This window comes from Pseudomonas fluvialis, from assembly GCF_002234375.1.
Taxonomy (GTDB): domain Bacteria; phylum Pseudomonadota; class Gammaproteobacteria; order Pseudomonadales; family Pseudomonadaceae; genus Aquipseudomonas; species Aquipseudomonas fluvialis.
In genome coordinates, this window is record NZ_NMQV01000001.1 from 128,400 (window position 1) to 146,890 (window position 18,491).

Consider the following 18,491-nt stretch of genomic DNA (forward strand, 5'->3'; position numbering starts at 1 on the left):
CCCCTGTTGTTTGCACGGATGCCTGTCATGTCACTGTCTTCTCTCGGCCAAGCCTGTACGGATGCCTTCCGTGAGGCCGGCCTGTGCCTGTTGCTGGCCCTGCGCAGCAGCCTGCACCCCACCCTGCTACTCGGTTCGGCAGGGCTCTGCATACTGCTCAGCAGCCTGTGGCTCTGGCTGTTCTACCACTACTTCGAGCTAATCGCGCAACTGGCCGGCGTGGTCGCCACCTTTGTCGTGCTCGGCGCCGGCACCCTGGGACTGCTACCGGGCCTGGCCAGCAGTGGCCCGGCCACCCTTAGCGGCATGGCGGGTATCGCCCCGGCCATGGCGCTGGCGGCGCTGTATGCCGCAGCCCTGGCGTTGCTCATTCTGATCGCCCTGTATGCCGGCGCGGTGCTGGTCAGCATTCGCCTGCTGCTACCCTGGCTGCTCCTGCCCAGGGCCCGCCGCCGCGCACTGCGCCACTACCCGCAACTGCACGGACGCCGCAAACAAAGCGGCCACCCGCTGCGCACCGGGCAATACTACCTGGTGCCCTGGCTGGGTCTGGGCGCCGGCACCCTGCTATGCCTGCTGGTCCCGCTGCTCAACGGCGTGCTATTGCTGATCCTGCTCGGTTACCTGAACCTGCGCTTCCTGCTGCCCTACACCCTGCATGACCTAGCCAGCGCCGCCGAACAACTGCAGGTGGCCCGCCTGCAACGCGGGGCACTGATCGTCTACGGCGTGCTGATGCTCTGCCTGGTTCTGCTGCCGCTGGTCAACCTGTTGCTGCCGGCCCTGTTGGCCAGCGGCACCAGCCATCTGGCCTATCGCGGCCTGCAACGCCTGGATGCCTCAACTGGCGCCTCGCAGGCCGCTCAAGTAAGCTTGAGCGCCGCTTAACAGGCTGCCGCCTCGAGGTTTTTGTCATGCCCTGGTTACAAGTTCGTCTCGCCATCACCCCGGAGCAGGCCGCTACTTATGAAGATGCCCTGCTGGATGTGGGGGCGGTATCGGTGACGTTCATGGACGCCGAAGACCAACCGATCTTCGAACCAGACCTGGGCACCACGCCGCTGTGGAGCCATACCCATCTGCTGGCACTGTTCGAAGCCGACACCGATCCGGCGGCGCTGCTGGCCCACCTGGCGCTGCTCACCGGCGGCCCGCTACCGGCTCATCAGGTCGAACAGATTGCCGACCAGGACTGGGAACGCAGCTGGATGGACAATTTCCAACCGCTGCGCTTCGGCCAGCGTCTGTGGATCGTACCCAGCTGGCACCAGCCCCCCGAGCCGCAGGCGGTCAACCTGCACCTCGACCCTGGCCTGGCCTTCGGTACCGGCACGCACCCTACCACGGCACTGTGCCTGGAGTGGCTGGACGGCCAGTCTTTGCACGACTGCAACGTGCTGGATTTCGGCTGTGGCTCGGGCATTCTGGCGATTGCCGCGTTGCTGCTGGGCGCCACGCAGGCCTGCGGCACCGACATCGATCCGCAGGCGCTGGAAGCCTCGCGTGACAACGCCACGCGCAACGGCATCGACGCGGCACGCTTCCCGCTCTATCTGCCCAGCGAGATGCCCGCAGACACCTTCGACCTGGTGCTGGCCAACATCCTCGCCGGCCCGCTGGTGCAGCTGGCACCGATCATCAGCCAGCATGTGCGCCAGGGCGGCCACCTGGTGCTCTCCGGCATTCTTGCCGAGCAGGCCGAGGAGGTACGTGCCGCCTACCAGGCCGACTTCATCCTCGACCCCACGGCGGAAAAGGATGGCTGGGTGCGCATCAGCGGCGTACGTCGCTGAGCTGTTGTCGCTCGGGGCGGACAGCCTGCTAGTGAGACAGGGTAGCTTGCAGCTTGCACGCGCTCCTTTCAGACTAGCACTCCCAATCGTATCGCCGCTTTCTGCACGGACTCGCGCATGACCGACAGTTTCGTCACCCAATGTCCCAATTGCCGCACCAGCTTTCGCGTCAACCGCGCACAGCTGGGCGCCGCCAATGGCGCGGTACGTTGCGGCGCCTGTCTGCATGTCTACAACGCCGCCCAGCAATTGCTCAGCGAAGCCGTGTCCGCGGTCAAGCCGGCCCGCCCTGCGGCACCCGGCACTGCCACGCCGACAAGCAGCCCGGCGCAACCAGCCACCAGCCAGTCGCCGGCTCGCACAGCCGTGCCTGCACCTGCACCTGCACCTGCACCTGCACCTGCACAGACAGCATCGCCAGGCGTCGCCCCATCCAGCAAGCCTGCCAGCAAGCTGGATACCCTGTGGATCCATGACGACCTGGATCTGGACAGTCTCGATCTCGACGAAGAACTGGCCAAGCTGGAGGCCGCCGAACAGCAACTGTCCCAGGATTTCCTCGCCCTGCGCCCGGCCGCGCCCCCCGCGCCACGCCTGCTCGACGACGCCACAGCCGCGCCACAGAGCACGCCCCTGCCGGAACTGCTCGCCGCCGAAGACCAGCAGGCTCTGCGCGACAGCGCGCCACGCGCCAGCTTCCTCGACGACAACAGCAGCAGCGTGGCCGACGAAGCGCCATGCGAGGCGCTACGCGCCGAACGTGACGAGCTACCGAGTGCTGACGAGCCCGCCCAAGCCCTCGACAGCGAACCCGACGAACCGCGCATAGGCCGCCTCGACAGCACCGCGGAGGAGCAACAGGACACCCCGCGCCACGAGCCCTCGCTACGCGCCGGCAGCCTGCTCGACCTGAGCAACGAGCCCTTGCAGCTCGACTGGCAACGCCCCAGCAAGCCATGGGGTCGCTGGATCGGCTGGGGGCTGCTCAACCTGCTGGCTGCTGGTGCCCTGGCCGGGCAATACGTGACCTATCACTTCGCCGAACTGGCCCGCCAGGATCAGTACCGCCCCTGGTTCGAACAAATCTGCCCGGAACTGGGCTGCACGCTGCCCTCCAAGGTCGATATCGAATTGATCAAGAGCAGCAACCTGGTGGTACGCAGTCACCCACAGTTCCCTGACGCCCTGGTGGTCGACGCCATCCTCTACAACCGCGCCTCCTTCACCCAGCCCTTCCCGTTGCTGGAGCTGCGCTTTGCCGATATCCAGGGCCAGTTGCTGGCCAGCCGACGCTTCAAGCCCGGCGAGTACCTGGCCGGCGAACTGGCCGGACGTAGCGAAATGCCGCCACAGGTGCCGATCCGCGTGTCGCTGGAAATCCTCGACCCGGGCACCCAGGCGGTCAACTACAGCCTGAGTTTCCATTCGCCGGAGTGATAGTGCGCAGTACCTGACTGGTTAGTTTTTGTGCAGAACAATCTTTATCCAGTCATCCAGAGCGGGTATCATCGCCAGCCTTTTCGACACCCCGTTCACTCGCACGCATGCCCACAGGCAGGGAAGACCCATGTCGGCGGTATCCATTGGCCCTTACCGGCTGCCCAATCCCCTGATCCTCGCGCCCATGGCCGGCGTGACCGATCAGCCCTTTCGCCGCCTGTGCCGGCGGCTGGGCGCGGGCATGGCAGTTGCCGAGATGGTTACCAGCGACACCCGCCTGTGGCAGAGCCGCAAGACCCAGCAACGGCTCATTCATCGCGACGAAAACGAACCACGCAGCATTCAGATTGCCGGCGCCGACCCGCAGATGCTGGCCGATGCCGCGCGTGCCAACGTCCAGCTTGGCGCACAGATCATCGACATCAACATGGGTTGTCCGGCCAAGAAGGTCTGCAACAAGGCCGCCGGTTCGGCGCTGATGCGCGACGAGCGCCTGGTCGCCGAGATCCTTGCTGCGGTGGTTGCCGCCGTGACTGTACCGGTCACCCTGAAAATCCGCACCGGCTGGGACCATAACAACCGCAATGCACTGCGCATTGCGAAGATCGCTGAAGACGCCGGCATCAGCGCCCTGGCCGTGCACGGCCGTACCCGTGCCGACCTGTATACCGGCCAGGCCGAGTACGACACCATCGCCACGATCAAGCAGGCACTGTCGATTCCGGTGTTTGCCAATGGCGACATCGACTCGCCGCGCAAGGCCCGCCAGGTCCTCGACTACACCGGCGTCGATGCCCTGCTGATCGGTCGTGCCGCCCAGGGGCGGCCGTGGATATTCCGCGAAATCAACCATTACCTCGCCACCGGCGAGTACCTCCCGACGATCGACAACCGGGAAATCGAAAGCATCCTGCTGGAACACCTGACTGCACTGCACGCCTTCTACGGCGAGCACCTGGGCGTACGCATCGCCCGCAAGCATGTCGGCTGGTATCTGGCAACCCTGCCGGGCGCCGGGGAGTTTCGCGCCCAGTTCAATCGTCTGGACAGTACGGACGCTCAATGCAGCGCGGTTCGCCGGTTTTTCCGCGAACAGAACAACAGGGATGAAGGAGTAGCGGCATGACGACGATGATCGAAACCTTTTTGCATGGGGCCACATCGGTGAGCGACAACATCAACCTGAAACAGCACCTCAAGGCGGTCAGCGACGAAGGCCAGACCCTGCGCGGTAGCGTCGAAAAAGCGCTGCGCAACTACTTTGTCCACCTCGAAGGTGCCTCGGTAACCGACCTGTACAACCTGGTGCTCTCCGAAGTCGAAGCACCGCTGCTGGAGTCGGTGATGCTGTACGTCAAGGGCAACCAGACCAAGGCCTCGGAAATGCTCGGCCTGAATCGCGGCACCCTGCGCAAGAAACTCAAGCAGTACGATCTACTTTAAAAATCGCTGGAGGTTCAAGGCTGGAGGCTGGACGAACAAGCGACACCCTCGTCCAGCCTCCAGCCTCCAGCCTCCAGCGTTGCCTACCTTTCGATGGAATCCTTATGACCGATCAAACCACCCGTCTCCCCGTTCGCCGCGCCCTGATCAGCGTTTCCGACAAGACCGGCATCCTTGAGTTCGCCCGCGAACTGGTTGCCCTGAACGTGGAGATCCTCTCCACCGGCGGCACCTACAAGCTGCTCAAGGACAACGGCATCGCCGCAGTGGAAGTCGCCGATTACACCGGTTTCCCGGAGATGATGGACGGCCGGGTGAAGACCCTGCACCCGAAGATCCACGGCGGCATCCTCGGCCGTCGCGCCCTCGACGGCGCGGTGATGGAGCAGCACGGCATCAAGCCGATCGACCTGGTCGCGGTCAACCTCTATCCCTTCGCCGCCACCGTGGCCAAGCCGGGCTGTGAGCTGGCCGACGCCATCGAGAACATCGACATCGGCGGCCCGACCATGGTCCGCAGCGCGGCGAAGAACCACAAAGACGTGGCCATCGTGGTCAACGCCAGCGACTACGCCGACATCGTGGCAAGCCTGAAAGCCGGTGGCCTGAGCTACGCCCAGCGCTTCGACCTGGCCCTCAAGGCCTTCGAGCACACCGCTGCCTACGACGGCATGATCGCCAACTACCTGGGCACCATTGACCAGAGCCGCGACACCCTGTCCACCGCAGAGCGTGGCGCCTTCCCGCGCACCTTCAACAGCCAGTTCATCAAGGCCCAGGAAATGCGCTACGGCGAGAACCCGCACCAGCGCGCGGCGTTCTACGTCGAGGCCCAGCGTGGCGAAGCCAGCGTGTCCACCGCCGTGCAGCTGCAGGGCAAGGAGCTGTCGTTCAACAACGTGGCCGACACCGACGCCGCGCTGGAATGCGTGAAGAGCTTCGTCAAGCCGGCCTGCGTCATCGTCAAGCACGCCAACCCGTGCGGCGTGGCCGTGGCCACCGATGAAGAAGGCGGCATCCGCAAGGCCTACGACCTGGCCTACGCCACCGACAGCGAGTCGGCCTTCGGCGGCATCATCGCCTTCAACCGCGAGCTGGACGGTGAAACCGCCAAGGCCATCGTCGAGCGTCAGTTCGTCGAAGTGATCATCGCGCCGAAAGTCTCCCAGGCCGCCCGCGACGTGGTCGCAGCCAAGGCCAACGTGCGCCTGCTGGAATGCGGCGAGTGGCCGGCCGAACGGGCCGCCGGCTGGGACTTCAAGCGCGTCAACGGTGGTCTGTTGGTACAGAGCCGCGACATCGGCATGATCACCGCCGCCGACCTCAAGGTGGTGACCAAGCGCGCGCCGACCGAGCAGGAAATCCATGACCTGGTGTTCGCCTGGAAAGTGGCCAAGTTCGTCAAGTCCAACGCCATCGTCTATGCCAAGGGCCGCCAGACCATCGGCGTCGGCGCCGGTCAGATGTCGCGGGTCAACTCCGCGCGCATCGCCGCCATCAAGGCTGAGCACGCCGGTCTGCAGGTGGCCGGCGCGGTGATGGCCTCGGACGCCTTCTTCCCCTTCCGCGACGGCATCGACAACGCCGCCAAGGTCGGCATCACCGCGGTGATCCAGCCGGGTGGTTCGATGCGCGACCAGGAAGTGATCGATGCGGCCGATGAAGCCGGGATCGCCATGGTGTTCACCGGCATGCGCCACTTTAGGCACTAACTGAACAGCCGCTGGAGGCTGAAGGCTAGACGAAAGTGCTGCTCCCTCGTCCAGCCTCCAGCCTCCAGCCCAACGCAGGATTGTAACGATGAATGTATTAGTGATTGGCAGCGGCGGCCGCGAGCACGCCCTGGCCTGGAAAGTGGCGCAGGACAAGCGCGTCGAGAAGGTCTTCGTCGCCCCGGGCAACGCCGGTACCGCCACCGAGGCCAAGTGCGAGAACGTGGCCATCGACGTGCTGGCCATCGAGCAGCTGGCCGACTTCGCCGAGAAGAACGTCCAGCTGACCATCGTCGGCCCGGAAGCGCCGCTGGTGAAGGGTGTGGTCGACCTGTTCCGCTCACGCGGCCTGGACATCTTCGGCCCCACCGCCGCCGCCGCCCAGCTGGAAGGCTCCAAGGCCTTCACCAAGGATTTCCTAGCCCGCCACAAGATTCCGACTGCCGACTACCAGAACTTCACCGAAGTCGAGCCGGCGCTGGCCTACCTGCGCGAGAAGGGCGCACCGATCGTGGTCAAGGCCGACGGCCTGGCCGCCGGCAAGGGCGTGATCGTCGCCATGACCCTGGCCGAGGCCGAAGAAGCCGTGCGCGACATGCTCTCGGGCAACGCCTTCGGCGATGCCGGCGCGCGCGTGGTAATCGAGGAATTCCTCGACGGCGAAGAAGCCAGCTTCATCGTCATGGTCGACGGCGAAAATGTGCTGCCGATGGCCACCAGCCAGGACCACAAGCGCGTTGGCGACGGCGACAGCGGCCCGAACACCGGTGGCATGGGCGCCTACTCGCCGGCTCCGGTGGTCACCCCGGACGTGCACCAGCGGGTGATGGACGAAGTGATCTACCCGACCGTGCGCGGCATGGCCAGCGAAGGCAACGTCTACACCGGTTTCCTCTATGCCGGGCTGATGATCGACAAGAGCGGCGCTCCGAAAGTCATCGAGTTCAACTGCCGTTTCGGCGATCCGGAAACCCAGCCGATCATGGTCCGCCTGGAGTCGAGCCTGGTTCTGCTGGTCGAGGCCGCCCTGGCCAAGGCGCTGGACAAGGTCGAGGCGACCTGGGACCCGCGTCCGACCGTAGGTGTGGTGCTGGCCGCTGGCGGCTACCCAGGCGACTACGCCAAGGGCGAGGTCATCGAAGGCCTGGACGCCGCAGCGAAAATCGACGGCAAGGTGTTCCATGCCGGTACCGCCCTGAAGGACGGCCAGATCGTTACCGCCGGCGGCCGCGTACTCTGCGCTACCGCTATCGGCCGCACGGTGTCCGAAGCCCAGCAGCAGGCCTACCGTCTGGCCGAGCAGATCCGTTGGAACGGTTGCTTCTACCGCAAGGACATCGGCTACCGCGCCATCGCCCGCGAGCAGCAGGACTAACGGGGCTACTCGAACATCAGTGGCTGTGCCATGCTGCCAGCCACTGCGTTCCAGCAAGCCATGCCGCTCAGCGGCGCTTTACCCGGGAAAGGACTCTGATCACCGTGCACTGGCCCAGCACAGCCCTCCGCCTACTTGCCTGCCTGCTGCTCTGTCTGAGCAGCAGCCTGCCGGCCATGGCCGATGCCCTGCACTGGCGTAGCCTGGTGGACGAACACAACACACTGCAACTCAAGGACATTCGCAGTTCACGCTACCAGGTCCAGTTCAGCGACACCCCGCTGCAGCAGCTTGCCATGCCTGGACGGGACAAAAGCCTCTGGCTGCAGGTCAGCCTGCCGGCCAGCGAGCAGACTCGCTTACTCCGTCTGTTTGCCCCACAACTGCAACAGCTCGACCTGTATCTCGTGCAAGACGACCAGGCACTGCTGCAACTCAGCGCCGGTGAGCGCCCACGCCAGCCCGTCAATGCCCAGCCAGGCCCGGACTACCTGTTCAACCTCCCCCCCTTGCAGGCACCGGCCGAACTGTATTTGCGTCTTGCCGCCAATCACAGCCTGCGCCCTACCCTGCAACTGACAGAAGCCAGCCAACTGGTCGACAGCCAGCCACACCCACTGCTGCTGGGCATGCTGCTGGGGGCCTGCGTGATGTTGATCCTCTACAACCTGGTGCGTTATGCCTATGCTCGCACCCGCTGCGGCCTGTGGCTGAGCGCCGCACAGGGCGGCTTGCTGCTGAGTTGCGCCAGCCTGTTCGGACTGCTGCCCGCCCCCCATCCTGACTGGGCCTGGTTACACGCCAGCCTGAGCGAACTGTTGGTGCTGGTTACCCTGGGCTGCAGCCTGATGTTCACCCGCAGCTTTTTCCATCAAGTCTGTGCCGAGCAATACGGCCAGCGCTGGCTGGCAGCAGCCGGCATCATCGTCGCCTTGGCCATGCTGATCCAGGCCGGCGATCTGCTGGCCGAGCAGTGGCTATTCCTGCTGGTGCTACTCGGCACCTTGTGCATGCTGAGCATCGCTTTCAGTCACTGGCGCCATGGCTATCGCCCGGCACGACTGTTCACCCTGGCACAACTGTTGTTCTGCAGCAGCTTGCTGATAGCCAGCCCGGCTTTCCTCGGCTACTGGCCCGTATCCAGCGCCACGCTACTCGGCGGCCTGCTGGCCAGCGCCATCGCCAGCCACTTTTTACTCAGCATGGCGCTCAGCGAGCGACAGCGGCGCATTCTGCACAGCGATTTCAGCCATAGCCGGGCACGCACCGCCAATCGTGCCGAACTACGCGCCAAAGCCGAGTTCCTCGCACACATCAGCCATGAAATCCGCACCCCGATGAACGGCGTGCTGGGCATGACCGAGCTGCTGCTGGATACCGCCCTGTCTGCCAAGCAACGCGACTACGTGCAAACCATCCACAGCGCCGGTAATGAACTACTCGGCCTGCTCAACGAGATACTCGACTTTTCTCGCCTGGAGTCCGGGCAGATCGAACTGGACGAAGTGCAGTTCGATCTCAACGCGCTGTTCGAGGACTGCCTGGACGTGTTCCGCAGCAAGGCCGAACTGCAGCAGGTGGAGCTGATCAGCTTCATGCAGCCGCAGGTTCCGCAGGTCATCAAGGGCGATCCGGCGCGCCTGCGCCAGGCCCTGCTCAGCCTGCTGGAGCATGCTTTCCGGCACACCCAGGGCGGTGAAGTGCTGCTGCTGGCAACCCTCGACGAGCAGACACCGCCCTGCCTGCGCATTACCGTGCAGGACAGCGGCCAGGCCCTGCCGAACGAGGAGCGCCAGGCACTGCTCGGCGATACGCCGCACAGCAAGGACCTGCTCAGCCACCCACAGTTGAGTAGCCGTCTCGGCCTGGTCATTGCCCGCCAACTGTTGCGTCTGATGGGCGGCGACTTTGGCATCCAGCCTGGCAGCGGACGCGGCAATACCCTCTGGCTGAGCCTGCCATTGCGCCACCCAGCCAGCCAGCCGAGTGCCAGCCTGCTCAGCGGCCCACTGCAAGGCGCGCAGCTGCTGGTGGTGGACGATAACGACACCTGCCGCAAGGTGCTCCAGCAACAATGCAGCGGCTGGGGCATGCAGGTCAGTTGCGCCAGCTCCGGCACCGAGGCACTGGCCATGATGCGCAAGCGTGCCCAGCTCAACCAGTATTTCGACCTGGTGCTGATCGACCAGGAAATGCCCGGCATGTCCGGCCTGCAACTGGCCACACGCATCAAGGAAGACAGCTATCTCAGCCGCGACAACCTGCTGATCATGCTGACCGGCGTCAGCCAGGCACCGAGCAAGGTCAACGCCCGTAATGCGGGTATTCGCCGGGTGCTGGCCAAGCCCGTGGCCGGCTATACCCTGCGCGCGACCCTCGCCGATGAGCTCAGCCAACGCCCGGCAGCCAGCGAGCAACCAGCCCCCACCGCGCTGGAAATCCCCAGTGACTTCCGGGTGCTGGTGGCCGAGGACAACAGCATCTCGACCAAGGTGATCCGCGGCATGCTGGCCAAACTCAACCTGCAGCCGGATACCGCCAGTAATGGCGAGGAAGCCTTGCAGGCCATGCAGCGCCAGCACTACGACCTGGTCTTGATGGACTGCGAGATGCCGGTGCTCGATGGCTTTACGGCCACCGAGCGGCTCCGCGCCTGGGAAGCGCAAACCGGTGCGCCACGCACCCCGATCATCGCCGTCACCGCCCACGTGCTCAGCGAGCACAAGGAACACGCGCAGGCTGTAGGCATGGATGGCCACATGGCCAAGCCCGTCGAGCTGCTGCAGCTGCGTGAACTACTCGCCCACTGGATAGCGCAGAAACACCCGCCTCAGGCCTGACACGCACCAGCAGCAGGCAGACAGGCCCCAGCGCAGTGCATCCCTCCCTGGCATACCGCCTCTCCCGCCACCAAAAAATCACATAAACCACTGAATTAATTAGACTTTAAAAACCTGGCACTGCCCTTGCTCAAGCCATCTTGTCACTTGGATACAAGATGGAATTGCAGAGCATGTCCCACGCCCTCCCAGCTTTCACCCTGCGCGACTGGCAACAGGCCTACCGTAGCCAGCAATTGCACCCCAGCGTGCTCGCGGAACTGCTGGCCGCCTGTCGCGCCGAAGATCCGGCCTGGATCAGCCTGGCTAGCGCACAACAACTGCAGAGCCAGCTGGATCAGCTGCAAGAGCGCCTGGCCGCCGTGGATGGCGAAATCAGCCAGCTGCCACTGTACGGCATCCCCTTTGCCATCAAGGACAATATCGACGCCGCCGGCTGGAGCACCACCGCCGCCTGCCCGGAGTTCGCCTATGCAGCCAAGGCCGACGCTACAGTGGTCGCCCGCCTGCGCGCCGCCGGCGCCATCCTGATCGGCAAGACCAACCTCGATCAGTTCGCCACCGGTCTGGTCGGCACCCGCTCGCCGTATGGCGCGGTGCCCAACAGTTTCAACTCGGATTACGTCAGCGGCGGTTCCAGCTCCGGCTCGGCCAGCGTGGTGGCGCGTGGCCTGGTGCCCTTCGCCCTGGGCACCGACACCGCCGGCTCCGGCCGCGTACCGGCGGGCTTCAACAATATTGTCGGGCTCAAGCCAACCAAGGGCTGGCTGCCCAATAGCGGCCTGGTGCCGGCTTGCAAGACGCTGGACTGCATCTCGGTATTCGCCTTGACCGTGGCCGATGCCCTGGCCGTGGCCACCATCGCCGGCGGCTACGACGCTGCCGATGCCTACAGCCGCAAGAACCCCAATAGCGCCAAGGTCGGCATGCCGGCCAAGCCGCGCCTGGCGGTGCCAAGCAATCCCGAGTTCTTCGGCGACAGCCAGAACCAGGCCGTCTATGAGGCCGCCTTGGGCGGGCTGCGCGAACTGGGCGCCGAGTTGCAAGAGATTGATTTCGCGCCCTTCCAGCAACTGGCCGAGCAACTCTATTACGGCCCCTGGGTCGCCGAACGCACGGTGGCGCTGGAAGGCGTTGATCCTGCACATATCAACCCGGTGGTGCGCGGCATCGTCGACAACGGCCACACCTACAGCGCCTGCGACGCCTACCAGGCCGAGTACATCCGCGCCGAGCTGAGCCGGAAGATCAATGACCTCCTGGCCGGCTTCGACGCCCTGGTGGTGCCGACCTCGCCAACCCTCCGCACGCTGGCCGAGATGCAGGCAGAGCCAGTGTTGTTCAACAGCCAGTTCGGCACCTACACCAACTTCACCAACCTCGCCGACCTGTGCGCCCTGGCGCTGCCCGCCGGTTTCCGCGATGACGGCCTGCCGGCCGGCATCACCCTGATCGCCCCGGCCTGGCACGACCAGGCGCTGGCCGCGCTCGGGCAACGCTGGCAGCAGGCCAGCGGCCTGCCTCTGGGCGCCACCGGCCAGCCGCTTCCCCAACAACCCAGCGACGATACAGCGGCGCCGGGCAGCGTACGGGTGGCCGTAGTCGGCGCGCACCTGACCGGCATGCCACTGAACTTCCAGCTCACCACGCGCAATGCCGTACTGGTCGAGCAGACCACCAGCGCCGCGCATTACCGCCTCTACGCACTGCCCGGCAGCGTGCCGCCCAAGCCAGGCCTGGCACGGGTCACCGAGGACGGCGCAGAGATCATCGTCGAACTGTGGGACGTGCCGCAGGCGCGCTTCGGCGAGTTCGTCGCCGAGATCCCGCCTCCGCTGGGCATCGGCAACCTGCAGCTGGCCGACGGCCGCTGGGTCAAGGGGTTCATCTGCGAGCCCTACGCCCTGCAAGGCGCGCGCGACATCACTGCTTTCGGCGGCTGGCGCGCCTATCTAGCCAGCCTGCAAACCGCCAAGAACTGAGGAAGGGATAGTCCATGTTCCAGACCGTACTGATCGCCAACCGGGGTGACCAGCCGCAAAGCGGCGCAGCGACGCAGTCAAAGTGCCGGGTGGGTGCAGCCCGCCACGGCGATCTCGCCACGGAGGCTTCCCATGTTTGAAACAGTCCTGATCGCCAACCGTGGCGAGATCGCCGTTCGCGCCATCCGCACCCTCAAGCGCCTGGGCGTGACAAGCGTGGCGGTGTATTCCGACGCCGACCGCAATGCCCAGCACGTGCGTGACGCCGACATCGCCATCGCCCTCGGCGGCGACAAGCCGGCCGACAGCTACCTGCGCATCGACAAGATTCTCGCCGCAGCAAAGGAAACCGGCGCCCAGGCCATCTACCCCGGCTACGGCTTTCTCTCCGAGAGCGCCGAGTTTGCCGAAGCCTGCGAGGCCGCCGGCATCGCCTTCGTCGGCCCGACTCCGACGCAGATCCGCGAATTCGGCCTCAAGCACCGCGCCCGCGAACTGGCCGGCGAGGCCCGAGTGCCGATGGCGCCGGGCACCGGCCTGCTGGACAGCCTGGAACAAGCCCTGGCCGCCGCCGAGAGCATCGGCTACCCGGTGATGCTCAAGACCACCGCCGGTGGGGGCGGCATCGGCCTGACCCGCTGCGCCGACGCCGAAGCCCTGGCCAGCGCCTATGACAGCGTCAAGCGCATGGGCGAGCAATTCTTCAGCGATGCTGGGGTGTTCCTCGAACGCTTCGTCTACCAGGCCCGGCATGTCGAGGTACAGATCTTCGGTGACGGTACCGGCCGCGTCGTCGCCCTCGGCGAACGCGACTGCTCGCTGCAGCGGCGCAACCAGAAGGTGGTCGAGGAAACCCCGGCGCCCAACCTGCCGCAGGCTACCCGTGAGCGCCTGCATGCCGCCGCCGTGCAGCTCGGCGAGTCGGTTGCCTACCGCAGCGCCGGTACCGTGGAATTCATCTACGACGCCGCCCGCGACGACTTCTACTTTCTCGAAGTGAACACCCGCCTGCAGGTCGAGCACCCGGTCACCGAGGCCGTCACCGGCCTCGACCTGATCGAGTGCATGCTGCGCGTGGCAGCCGGCGACGAACTCGACTGGGCCGTACTGCGCCGCGCCCCGCAGGGCGCCGCCATCGAGGTGCGCCTCTACGCCGAGGACCCGCTGAAGAACTTCCAGCCCAGCCCCGGCGTGCTCAGCGAAGTGCACTTCCCCGACGATGTGCGCGTCGACGGCTGGGTCAGTACCGGCAGCGAAGTCTCGGCCTTCTACGACCCGATGATCGCCAAACTGATCGTGCATGGTGCCAGCCGCGATGAAGCCATCGCCAAGCTGCGCCGCGCGCTGGGCGAGACCCGCCTGCACGGCATCGCCAGCAACCTCGACTACCTGCGCCAGGTGGTGGCCGACGAGCGCTTCGCCAAGGGCGAGGTGTGGACCCGCCTGCTCGACGACTTCGCCTTCCACGCCCGGGTGATCGAGGTGATCGAGCCGGGCACCCACTCCAGCGTGCAGGACTACCCCGGCCGACTGGGTTACTGGGACATCGGCGTGCCGCCGTCCGGGCCGATGGACAACTTCGCCTTCCGCCTGGCCAACCGGATTGTCGGCAACCATGCCAGCGCCGCCGGCCTGGAGTTCACCCTGCAGGGCCCGACCCTGCGCTTTCACAGCGACACGCTGATTGCCCTGACCGGCGCCGACTGTCCGGCCAGCCTCGACGGCGAGCCGGTGGCCTACTGGCAGCCGATCACGGTCAAGGCCGGCCAGTTGCTCAAGCTAGGCCGTGCGACCAGCGGTTGCCGCACCTACCTGGCGGTGCGCAACGGTCTGGATGTGCCGCTGTACCTGGGCAGCCGCTCGACCTTCGCCCTAGGCCAGTTCGGCGGGCATGCCGGGCGTACCCTGCGCCCGGCCGACATGCTGGCCATCTCCCAGCCCGAGTTGGCCGCCTGCACCACCCCAACCCCCGAGGCCCTGCCGCAGGCCGTCGACCCCAGCCTGATCCCGGTCTACGGCAACACCTGGGACATCGGCGTGCTCTATGGCCCGCATGGTGCACCGGACTTCTTCACGGCCGAGTCCATCGAGGCATTCTTCGCCGCCGAGTGGCAAGTGCACTACAACTCCAACCGCCTCGGCGTGCGCCTGTCCGGGCCCAAGCCGAGCTGGGCCCGCGCCGACGGCGGCGAGGCCGGCCTGCACCCCTCCAACGTGCACGACTGCGAATACGCCATCGGCGCGATCAACTTCACCGGCGACTTCCCGGTGATCCTCACCCAGGACGGCCCGAGCCTGGGCGGTTTCGTCTGCCCGGTGACCATCGCCAAGGCCGAACTGTGGAAAGTCGGCCAGCTCAAGCCCGGCGACCGACTGCGCTTTCACCCCATCAGTTTCCAGCAGGCACAAAGCCTGGAGCAGGCGCAGCTGGGCAGCCTGCAGGCACTGGCTGCGGTCAGCGCAGTGAAACTGCCGGCGCCGAGCCTGCTTCCCGGCGCCAGCACCTCGGCCACCATCCTCGCCGAGCTGCCGGCAGCGGGCAGCCGGCCGCGCGTGGTCTATCGCCAGGCCGGCGATGCCTACATCCTCCTGGAATACGGCGACAACGTGCTCGACCTGGCCCTGCGCCTGCGCGTGCACCTGCTGATGGAAGCGCTCAAGGCCGCGCCACTGGCCGGCCTGGAAGAACTCGCCCCCGGTGTGCGCTCGCTGCAACTGCGCTATGACAGCCGCGTGCTGCACCAGCAGGCGCTGCTCACCCGGCTGCTCGAACTGGAAGAACAACTCGGCGACGTCGCCAGCCTCAAGGTGCCGAGCCGTATCGTCCACCTGCCGATGGCCTTCGAGGACAGCGCCACGCTGGGAGCCGTGCAGCGCTACCGCGAAACGGTGCGCAGCGAGGCACCCTGGCTGCCGAACAACGTCGACTTCATTCAACGCGCCAATGGTCTGGCCCATCGCGACGAGGTGAAGGACATCCTGTTCGACGCCAGCTACCTGATCCTCGGCCTCGGCGACGTCTACCTGGACGCCCCTTGCGCGGTACCGCTGGACCCGCGCCACCGCCTGCTCAGCTCCAAGTACAACCCGGCGCGCACCTACACCGCCGAAGGCACCGTGGGCATCGGCGGCATGTACATGTGCATCTACGGCATGGACTCGCCCGGCGGCTACCAGCTGGTCGGGCGCACCCTGCCGATCTGGAACAAGTTCGTGAAGAACGCCCAGTTCGCAGATGGCCAGCCCTGGCTGCTGCACTTCTTCGATCAGGTGCGCTTCTACCCGGTCAGTGAGGCCGAACTGGACGCGTTTCGCGAGGCCTTCCGCGAGGGCCGCGCGCAGATCCGCATCGAGCACGGCGAGTTCGATTTCGCCGAGTACCGGCATTTCCTCGCCGAGCACGCCGAGTCCATCGCGGACTTCCAGGCGCGACAGAAGGCCGCCTTCGAGGCCGAGGTGCAGCTGTGGCAGGACGATGATCCGGCCAGTGCCGCCCCGCAGGCCGTCATCGCCCAGGAGGAGCTGGATCTGGACGGCCATCTGGTCAGCGCCGAGATGAGCGGCAGCGTGTGGAAAGTCCTGGTCGAGCCCGGCCAGCACGTCGAGGCCGGCGCCCCGCTGCTGGTGGTGGAAGCGATGAAGATGGAGCTGGCAGTCACTGCGCCGGTCGCCGGCACGGTCAAGGCCGTGCGCTGCGCCCCCGGCAAGGCGGTGACCCCCGGCGATGCGCTGCTCCTGCTGACCCCCACCGAGGCCGCCTGACATGCAACTGGTCAGCCCTGCCAGGACACCGCGCGAGCGCCCGGAGAATCTCGCCGAGCGCATCTACCAGCAGCTCAAGGACGACATCTTCGAGTTTCGCCTGCTGCCCGGTGATCGTTTCAGCGAAGGCGAGGTCGCCGAGCGCATGGCGGTCAGCCGTACGCCGGTGCGCCAGGCGCTCTATCGCCTGGAGCGCGAGGGTTACCTGGAGGTGTATTTCCGCAGCGGCTGGCAGGTGCGTCCGTTCGACTTTCACTACTTCGAGGAACTCTACGAGGTACGCATCGTGCTCGAACTGGAGGCCGTGCGGCGCCTCTGCGAGCGCGCTCCGGGCGAACTGCCTGCGCCCCTGGAAGCGCTGCGCCGCACCTGGCTGGTCGAGGAAAGCCAGCGCCTGCAGGACGGCCGTGCGGTGTCGCTGCTCGACGAGCGCTTCCACTGCCAACTGGTGGAAGCCACCGGCAACCGCGAGATGGCCCGCCTGCATGCCGAGGTCAGCGAGAAGATCCGCATCATCCGGCGCCTGGACTTCACCCAGGGCCCGCGGGTGGCGGCGACCTACGCCGAACACGGACAGATCCTCGGCGCGATCCTCTCGCGGCGCAACGAAGAGGCCCAACGCCTGCTGCGCACCCACATCGAGGTGAGCAAGGCGGAAGTACGCAAGATCACCCTGCACATGCTGCACAGCGCCCGCCAGCGCAGTGCCGCGCCCCTTCCGTAGTACCCACACCATCCGTCACTGGAGAGCATCACCATGCAACGTCGCAAACTGATCAAGGCTCTGACCCTGTCCTCCGCCGTCGCCGCCATGGGGCTGTCGTGGACCATCCAGGCCGCCGAAACCATCAAGGTCGGCATCCTCCACTCACTGTCCGGCACCATGGCGATTTCCGAAACATCGCTCAAGGACATGGCGCTGATGACCATCGAGGAAATCAACGCCAAGGGCGGCGTACTCGGCAAGCAGCTGGAGCCGGTCGTCGTCGACCCGGCCTCCAACTGGCCGCTGTTCGCCGAGAAAGGCCGTCAACTGCTGACCCAGGACAAGGTCGCGGTGACCTTCGGTTGCTGGACCAGCGTGTCGCGCAAGTCCGTGCTGCCGGTCTACGAGGAGCTCAACGGCCTGCTGTTCTACCCCGTGCAGTACGAGGGTGAAGAGCTGTCAGCCAACGTGTTCTACACCGGCGCCGCACCTAACCAGCAAGCCATCCCGGCGGTGGAATACCTGATGAGCGAAGACGGCGGCGCGGCCAAGCGCTTCTTCCTGCTCGGTACCGACTATGTCTACCCGCGCACCACCAACAAGATCCTGCGCGCCTTCCTGATCAGCAAGGGCGTCGACGAGAAAGACATCGAGGAGGTCTACACCCCCTTCGGCCACAGCGACTACCAGACCATCGTGGCCAACATCAAGAAATTCGCCGCTGGCGGCAAGACCGCAGTGATCTCCACTGTCAACGGCGACTCCAACGTGCCCTTCTACAAGGAACTGGCCAACCAGGGCCTGGACGCCACCGAGGTACCCGTGGTGGCCTTCTCGGTGGGCGAGGAAGAACTGCGCGGCATCGATACCAAGCCGCTGGTCGGCCACCTGGCCGCCTGGAACTACTTCCAGTCGGTAGAAAACCCGGTCAACAGCGAGTTCGTCAGCAAGTGGAAGGCCTACGCCAAGGCCAAGAACCTGCCCGGCGCCGACAAGGCAGTGACCAATGACCCGATGGAAGCCACCTACGTCGGCATCCACATGTGGGCGCAGGCCGTGGAGAAGGCCGGCACTACGGATGTCGACAAAGTACGCACAGCTCTTTATGGACAGACCTTCGCCGCACCCAGTGGCTACACGCTGAAGATGGATGAAAGCAACCATCACCTGCACAAGCCGGTGATGATCGGCGAGATCCAGGAGGACGGGCAGTTCTCCGTGGTCTGGGAAACCGATGGACCGATCCGCGCACAGCCGTGGAGCCCGTTCATCGAAGGCAATGACCAGAAGCCGGATCACCCGGTGAAGAGCAACTGACGATACAAGCGTCGGGGGCTCGAGGCGGAGCGTGAACACAGCGCCTCGGCCTCCCGCGCCGCGTCAACCGTCAAAACGCTGCGGGCCGGGGAGTCAACCTCGCCCAGCCTGCAGCGCCTTC

At 65.7% G+C, this 18,491-nt stretch carries 12 protein-coding genes; all 12 read left to right on the forward strand.

Annotation, left to right across the window (positions count from 1 at the left end; translation table 11 throughout):
• The first annotated feature begins 27 nt into the window (after positions 1–27).
• On the forward strand, positions 28–888 hold the full coding sequence (locus CFY91_RS00565; RefSeq protein ID WP_093984383.1) for a hypothetical protein: 861 nt from the start codon (positions 28–30) through the stop codon (positions 886–888).
• 26 nt (positions 889–914) lie between these two features.
• Positions 915–1,793, forward strand: a complete 879-nt coding sequence (gene prmA, locus CFY91_RS00570) for a 50S ribosomal protein L11 methyltransferase (RefSeq protein ID WP_093984384.1) — start codon at positions 915–917, stop codon at positions 1,791–1,793.
• Between the two features lie 117 nt (positions 1,794–1,910).
• The gene (locus tag CFY91_RS00575) at positions 1,911–3,230 is read left to right on the forward strand and encodes a DUF3426 domain-containing protein (protein ID WP_093984385.1); all 1,320 of its coding nucleotides are present in this window, start codon (positions 1,911–1,913) and stop codon (positions 3,228–3,230) included.
• A gap of 130 nt (positions 3,231–3,360) precedes the next feature.
• On the forward strand, positions 3,361–4,359 hold the full coding sequence (dusB, locus tag CFY91_RS00580; protein WP_093984386.1) for a tRNA dihydrouridine synthase DusB: 999 nt from the start codon (positions 3,361–3,363) through the stop codon (positions 4,357–4,359).
• Complete coding sequence (gene fis, locus CFY91_RS00585) at positions 4,356–4,676, forward strand: DNA-binding transcriptional regulator Fis (protein WP_093984387.1); 321 nt, start codon at positions 4,356–4,358, stop codon at positions 4,674–4,676. The genes dusB and fis overlap by 4 nt, the downstream gene beginning before the upstream one ends.
• Before the next feature lie 104 nt (positions 4,677–4,780).
• Entirely contained in the window at positions 4,781–6,388 is a 1,608-nt protein-coding gene (gene purH / locus CFY91_RS00590) for a bifunctional phosphoribosylaminoimidazolecarboxamide formyltransferase/IMP cyclohydrolase (protein ID WP_093984388.1), read from the forward strand.
• Between the two features lie 88 nt (positions 6,389–6,476).
• On the forward strand, positions 6,477–7,763 hold the full coding sequence (gene purD, locus CFY91_RS00595; protein WP_093984389.1) for a phosphoribosylamine--glycine ligase: 1,287 nt from the start codon (positions 6,477–6,479) through the stop codon (positions 7,761–7,763).
• Positions 7,764–7,867: 104 nt separating this feature from the next.
• Positions 7,868–10,603, forward strand: coding sequence for a hybrid sensor histidine kinase/response regulator (locus tag CFY91_RS00600; RefSeq protein WP_308809874.1), 2,736 nt, complete (start codon positions 7,868–7,870; stop codon positions 10,601–10,603).
• A 173-nt stretch (positions 10,604–10,776) separates the two neighbouring features.
• Entirely contained in the window at positions 10,777–12,585 is a 1,809-nt protein-coding gene (atzF, locus tag CFY91_RS00605; RefSeq protein ID WP_229727213.1) for an allophanate hydrolase, read from the forward strand.
• Between the two features lie 132 nt (positions 12,586–12,717).
• Entirely contained in the window at positions 12,718–16,347 is a 3,630-nt protein-coding gene (gene uca, locus CFY91_RS00610) for an urea carboxylase (protein WP_093984391.1), read from the forward strand.
• Between the two features lies 1 nt (position 16,348).
• Positions 16,349–17,071, forward strand: coding sequence for a GntR family transcriptional regulator (locus CFY91_RS00615; protein WP_093984392.1), 723 nt, complete (start codon positions 16,349–16,351; stop codon positions 17,069–17,071).
• Between the two features lie 33 nt (positions 17,072–17,104).
• A complete protein-coding gene (gene urtA / locus CFY91_RS00620) occupies positions 17,105–18,370 on the forward strand; it encodes an urea ABC transporter substrate-binding protein (RefSeq protein ID WP_093984393.1) in 1,266 nt (421 codons plus the stop codon).
• Positions 18,371–18,491 lie beyond the last annotated feature (121 nt).

Bases quoted from the DNA above. Each gene is read 5' to 3' on its own strand.
- atzF (WP_229727213.1), top strand. From the start codon at position 10,777: ATGTCCCACGCCCTCCCAGCTTTCACCCTGCGCGACTGGCAACAGGCC.
- fis (WP_093984387.1), top strand. From the start codon at position 4,356: ATGACGACGATGATCGAAACCTTTTTGCATGGGGCCACATCGGTGAGC.
- CFY91_RS00615 (WP_093984392.1), top strand. From the start codon at position 16,349: ATGCAACTGGTCAGCCCTGCCAGGACACCGCGCGAGCGCCCGGAGAAT.
- uca (WP_093984391.1), top strand. From the start codon at position 12,718: ATGTTTGAAACAGTCCTGATCGCCAACCGTGGCGAGATCGCCGTTCGC.
- CFY91_RS00575 (WP_093984385.1), top strand. From the start codon at position 1,911: ATGACCGACAGTTTCGTCACCCAATGTCCCAATTGCCGCACCAGCTTT.
- prmA (WP_093984384.1), top strand. From the start codon at position 915: ATGCCCTGGTTACAAGTTCGTCTCGCCATCACCCCGGAGCAGGCCGCT.
- CFY91_RS00565 (WP_093984383.1), top strand. From the start codon at position 28: ATGTCACTGTCTTCTCTCGGCCAAGCCTGTACGGATGCCTTCCGTGAG.
- purD (WP_093984389.1), top strand. From the start codon at position 6,477: ATGAATGTATTAGTGATTGGCAGCGGCGGCCGCGAGCACGCCCTGGCC.
- purH (WP_093984388.1), top strand. From the start codon at position 4,781: ATGACCGATCAAACCACCCGTCTCCCCGTTCGCCGCGCCCTGATCAGC.
- dusB (WP_093984386.1), top strand. From the start codon at position 3,361: ATGTCGGCGGTATCCATTGGCCCTTACCGGCTGCCCAATCCCCTGATC.
- urtA (WP_093984393.1), top strand. From the start codon at position 17,105: ATGCAACGTCGCAAACTGATCAAGGCTCTGACCCTGTCCTCCGCCGTC.